This window comes from Ilyobacter sp. (assembly GCF_041583315.1).
Taxonomy (GTDB): Bacteria; Fusobacteriota; Fusobacteriia; order Fusobacteriales; family Fusobacteriaceae; genus Ilyobacter.
In genome coordinates this window covers 1-3,839 of sequence record NZ_JBFHGC010000274.1, presented here as the reverse complement: position 1 = coordinate 3,839, position 3,839 = coordinate 1, and the positions used below count along the sequence as shown (strand labels likewise).

Sequence of the window (3,839 nt, the reverse complement as noted above, 5' to 3'; positions counted from 1 at the left end):
GACTATATGTATCTTTCTACAGAGGGGATATACGGAATAGCTATAGGGGTTTCTTCTACCTATATATTTCTATTTGTTTTATTCGGAGCTTTTCTGCAAAAATCAGGAATGGGGCAGTTCTTCAACGACCTTTCCATGGCCCTTGCAGGATCTGGGAAAGGTGGACCTGCAAAGGTTGCAGTAATCTCAAGTGGATTTTTGGGGTCGATAAATGGTAGTGCCATAGCCAATGTTGTAACTACCGGTGCATTTACTATACCTCTGATGAAGAAAATTGGTTATAACAAAGAATTTGCAGGAGGAGTAGAGGCTGCAGCTTCCTGTGGGGGTCAGATACTTCCTCCAGTTATGGGAGCCACTGCATTTATCATGGCAGAGTATTTGGGAGTAAAATATATTACCATAGCAAAATCAGCTGTTATTCCAGCTCTTTTATACTATCTAGGAGTAATAGTGATAATACACCTAAGAGCCTGTAAGAGAGGGCTTAATGGTCTTCCAAAAGATCAGCTTCCCAAGGCCGGATTGGTACTTAAGGAAAAGGGGCATCTTTTACTGCCGTTGTTCGGACTGCTTTATTTTCTTTTGAGCGGAAAGACGCCTATTTACGCTGCATTTTGGTCAATTCTACTGACAATAGTTGCAAGTGGTCTAAAGAAAGAGACAAGAATGAGTTTTAAGGATATAATAGATTCACTGGAAAGCGGTGCACGTACTGCTCTAGGAGTGGCTATGTCCTGTGCTGTGGTAGGTCTGATAATAGGAGTAGCAACCCAGACAGGATTCGGACTGAAGCTTGCAGGTGCAATTCTGTTTTTAGGAAAAGGTAAACTGTTTTTAACTCTGGTATTGACAATGATTGCCTGTATAGTTCTTGGAATGGGTCTTCCGTCAATCCCGGCATATATAATAACTGCGACAATGGCGGCTCCTGCATTGTATAAAATGGGAGTGCCACACCTTGTATCTCATATGTTTGTATTTTACTTTGGAATGCTGGCCAATCTCACACCTCCAGTTGCACTGGCAGCTTTTGCAGGTGCTGGTATAGCAGGAGGAAGCCCATCAAAAACGGGGTTTGAGGCTGTGAAGCTTGCCCTGGCAGGTTTCATAGTTCCGTATGTATTTGTGTATTCTCCCTCACTTCTGCTGATAAATACCACCCCTATGAAAACAATACTGGTGGTGATAACGGCTTCTGTGGGAGTAATGGCACTGGGTGCATCGGTAGAGGGTTATTTAAACAGGAACCTGAGAATACTGGAAAGAGTTTTACTTCTTACAGCGGCACTGCTTCTAATCAAGCCTGGCTTGTATACGGATATCACCGGAGTGGCTCTATTCGTTTCAATTTTTATGTTTTCAAAAATAAAAGTAAAGAAAGAGTCTGCAAAGGCATAAAAAAAGCCCCTATACACTCAGTGTATAGGGGCTTTTAAACTATTATTATTTAGAATTTCCTGTGATTTCTATTTCTACCCTTCTGTTTTGCTCTCTTCCTGCTGCAGTTGCATTTGAAGCGATAGGGAACTGGTAGTCAAATCCTCTAGAAGATATTCTAGAAGAAAGAACTCCTCTAGAAGAAAGATATCTAGCTACACTGCTGGCTCTATCCTGTGAAAGTCTTTGGTTTGTAGCAAGAGAACCTGTATTATCAGTATGCCCCGATACGAAGATTGTAGTATCTTTGTATTCTACAAGAATTTTTGCAACAGAATCCAAGACATCATAGAATCCGCTGTTGACGTCAGAACTTCCTGTTCTGAATGTAAGGCTTCCAGGCATTACAAGTTCTAGAGTATTGTCAGCAGTTCTTCTAAGACTAACTCCTGTTCTTTCAAGCTCCTGCCTCAGTGCTGCTTCCTGTCTGTCGAAGTAGTACCCAAGACCAGCTCCTAGGGCTGTACCTGCGGCAGCACCTTTAAGAGTACCCTCTGTATCCTTACCTATAACCTGACCTGCAACAGCACCTACTACGGCTCCTCCTACAGCGTATTTACTGGTTTTATTAAATTGTTCCTCTCTTGTATATGGGTTTGTACTCTGACAAGCTGCTAGCGATGTTATTAACAATGCTGCTGCTAATAATTTTTTTGTCATCATTTTTACACCTCCGTTATTTTTTAAGAAAATAGAATATTACTTTTTTACGCCTACATTTGACTATCAATTTTATATTTTAGTTTAAAAATTATGTATTATTATTTTATGGAAATAATCTTTCCTTAAGGGGTTTTATAAGTGCAGGTAAAATTATGAAAGTGGCTATGGAAGAAACCATCAAAATGGCAGAAATTAAAATACCCACAGTTTTATACGGAACCAGTGGAGCCAGTAAAAGCGGTAAAAATGCAACAGATATGATTATGGCATTTTTTACCACTGCTCTCGCAGGTTTTTCATGCATCTTATCCAGGGTAGTTTTCCAATCCTTCTCCTCAGAATATATTTCACGGGCTCTTTCGATAAAATGTATAGCAAAATCCACCGAAAGTCCGAGAGTCAGAGATGAGAGCACTGCCACAGGCATATCATAGCTCTTTCCGATCAACCCGATGAGACCATAGGAAAATAAGACAGTGACACTTAGAGGTATCATACTGAGAATTCCCCATAAAGGTGATTTAAAAAGAAATGCCATCATTAGAAAAACTACTATAAAGGATCCCATTAGGGAGTTCAGCATTCCACGAACCATCTCATTTTGCCATATTACATTGACGTATGTAAGACCCGCCCAGTTATGTTTTATTTTTACAGGAGAGTTGTTTTTCTCCATCCACACCTCTATACTGTCAGTCACCTCCTGCATACTTTTGTTATCACCGTTTTTCAGCTGTACCCATATATTCCCCTTTTCATAGTCGGGAGTCACAAAGTGCCACAGCATCTGAGGGGTATGGCTGTTTTGAAATGATAAAAGAGACTGGGCCACACCTGATGCTGTATCTGGAATCCTAAAGTCCTCCTCTCGGCCTCCCAGAAGCTCCTGGTAGACTTTTTTTACAATCTGTATTATGCTGTTGCTCTTACCAACATTTGGGTTGGTATCGAGCTGCTGAGAGAGTCTGTCGACGTACTCCAGCATTTTTGGATTTTTAAATGTCTGACTTTCAGAATGGTAATCTCCCAAAATGTCATAGACATCTTCTAAGGCAAAGGAATCATACTCGTCCATAGACAGCTCTGCCTGATCCTTTACCATGGAGTAATACTCCTGGACGGAATAGTCTTGAGACTCTGTCATTGTCCTGTAGACAGAGTCTGCAGAGTTTTTTAAATCTCTGTAGAGGGCTTCTCCGAGCTCCCCTCTATACTCATCAAAAAGAAGCAGGGTTTTTTCCAGGGAATTTTTTATATCCTCTTCTGTGTAGTCCCTTTCCAAAATCAGATATGCCATGTATGTCCCGGCAAAATGTCTGTTTAAAACTCTGTCTGCCTCTCTGATTTCATGATTTTTTTCAAACCAGATGACAGGATTATCATTTATGACTATCTTGCTGATGCCGTAAACAGAAATCATTATGAGGATACAGGTTGCAGCGATTATTTTATTGGAGTTTTTAAAGGTGAAATCACTGTTTTTCTTAAGAACTCTGTCGATAAACCCCGCTTTTGAATCCAAGGATTCACCGAAATCTGATAAGGATTCCTCTTTTATAAACAAAATTATATAGGCTGGGATGAAGGTGACAGTGAGTATCCACGCCACACCTATACCGAAGGCAACAAAGAGCCCGAAAATCCTGACAGGCGGTATAGGGGTCAATGCAAGAGATGCAAATCCCACACAGGTAGTGAGTGAGGTGTAGAGCATGGGAACGAAGAGCTCATCCATG

Annotated in this window: 3 protein-coding genes; 1 reads left to right on the top strand and 2 read right to left on the bottom strand. The window is 40.9% G+C overall.

The annotated features are described in order from the left end of the window. Positions 1-1,401 (top strand): TRAP transporter permease (locus ABZA26_RS09760; RefSeq protein WP_372714332.1); only part of this gene is annotated, 1,401 nt, incomplete at its 5' end. 45 nt (positions 1,402-1,446) lie between these two features. On the opposite strand, the gene ABZA26_RS09755 is transcribed toward ABZA26_RS09760, so the two are convergent. Together ABZA26_RS09755 and ABZA26_RS09750 are read right to left on the bottom strand one after the other, a co-directional pair. After that, complete coding sequence (locus ABZA26_RS09755; protein WP_372714331.1) at positions 1,447-2,103, bottom strand: OmpA family protein; 657 nt, start codon at positions 2,101-2,103, stop codon at positions 1,447-1,449. Between the two features lie 103 nt (positions 2,104-2,206). After that, on the bottom strand, positions 2,207-3,839 hold a 1,633-nt coding region (locus tag ABZA26_RS09750), incomplete at its 5' end, for an RND family transporter (protein WP_372714330.1).